Below are 415 nucleotides of genomic sequence, written 5' to 3' on the forward strand. Positions count from 1 at the left end.
GGCGTCAGGGTGGTGCCGGTGACCGTGCTGGTGCCTTCGGTGACCGTCACTGTTTGGGTGTCGACGTCAACCGTTTGGGTGCCTTGGGTGATGGTAGGCGTCAGGGTGGTGCCGGTGACCGTGCTGGTGCCTTCTGTGACAGTGGTTGTTTCGGTGGGCACATTGACGGTTTGTGTGCCTTGGGTGACGGTGGGCGTCAGGGTGGTGCCGGTGACCGTGCTGGTACCTTCGGTGACGGTGGCGGTCTCCGTTGGAACGTTGACGGTTTGGGTGCCTTGTGTGACGGTGGGCGTCAGGGTGGTGCCGGTGACCGTGCTGGTGCCTTCGGTGACCGTCACTGTTTGGGTGTCGACGTCAACCGTTTGGGTGCCTTGGGTGATGGTAGGCGTCAGGGTGGTGCCGGTGACCGTGCTGG

At 63.6% G+C, this 415-nt stretch carries 1 pseudogene; it reads right to left on the reverse strand.

Annotated features, from left to right (window positions below):
- Positions 1 to 415 (reverse strand): annotated as a pseudogene (locus tag LHU53_RS19590) (hypothetical protein); the annotation flags it as partial.

Source organism: Rhodoferax sp. U2-2l (genome assembly GCF_020594515.1).
Lineage (GTDB): Bacteria > Pseudomonadota > Gammaproteobacteria > Burkholderiales > Burkholderiaceae_C > Rhodoferax.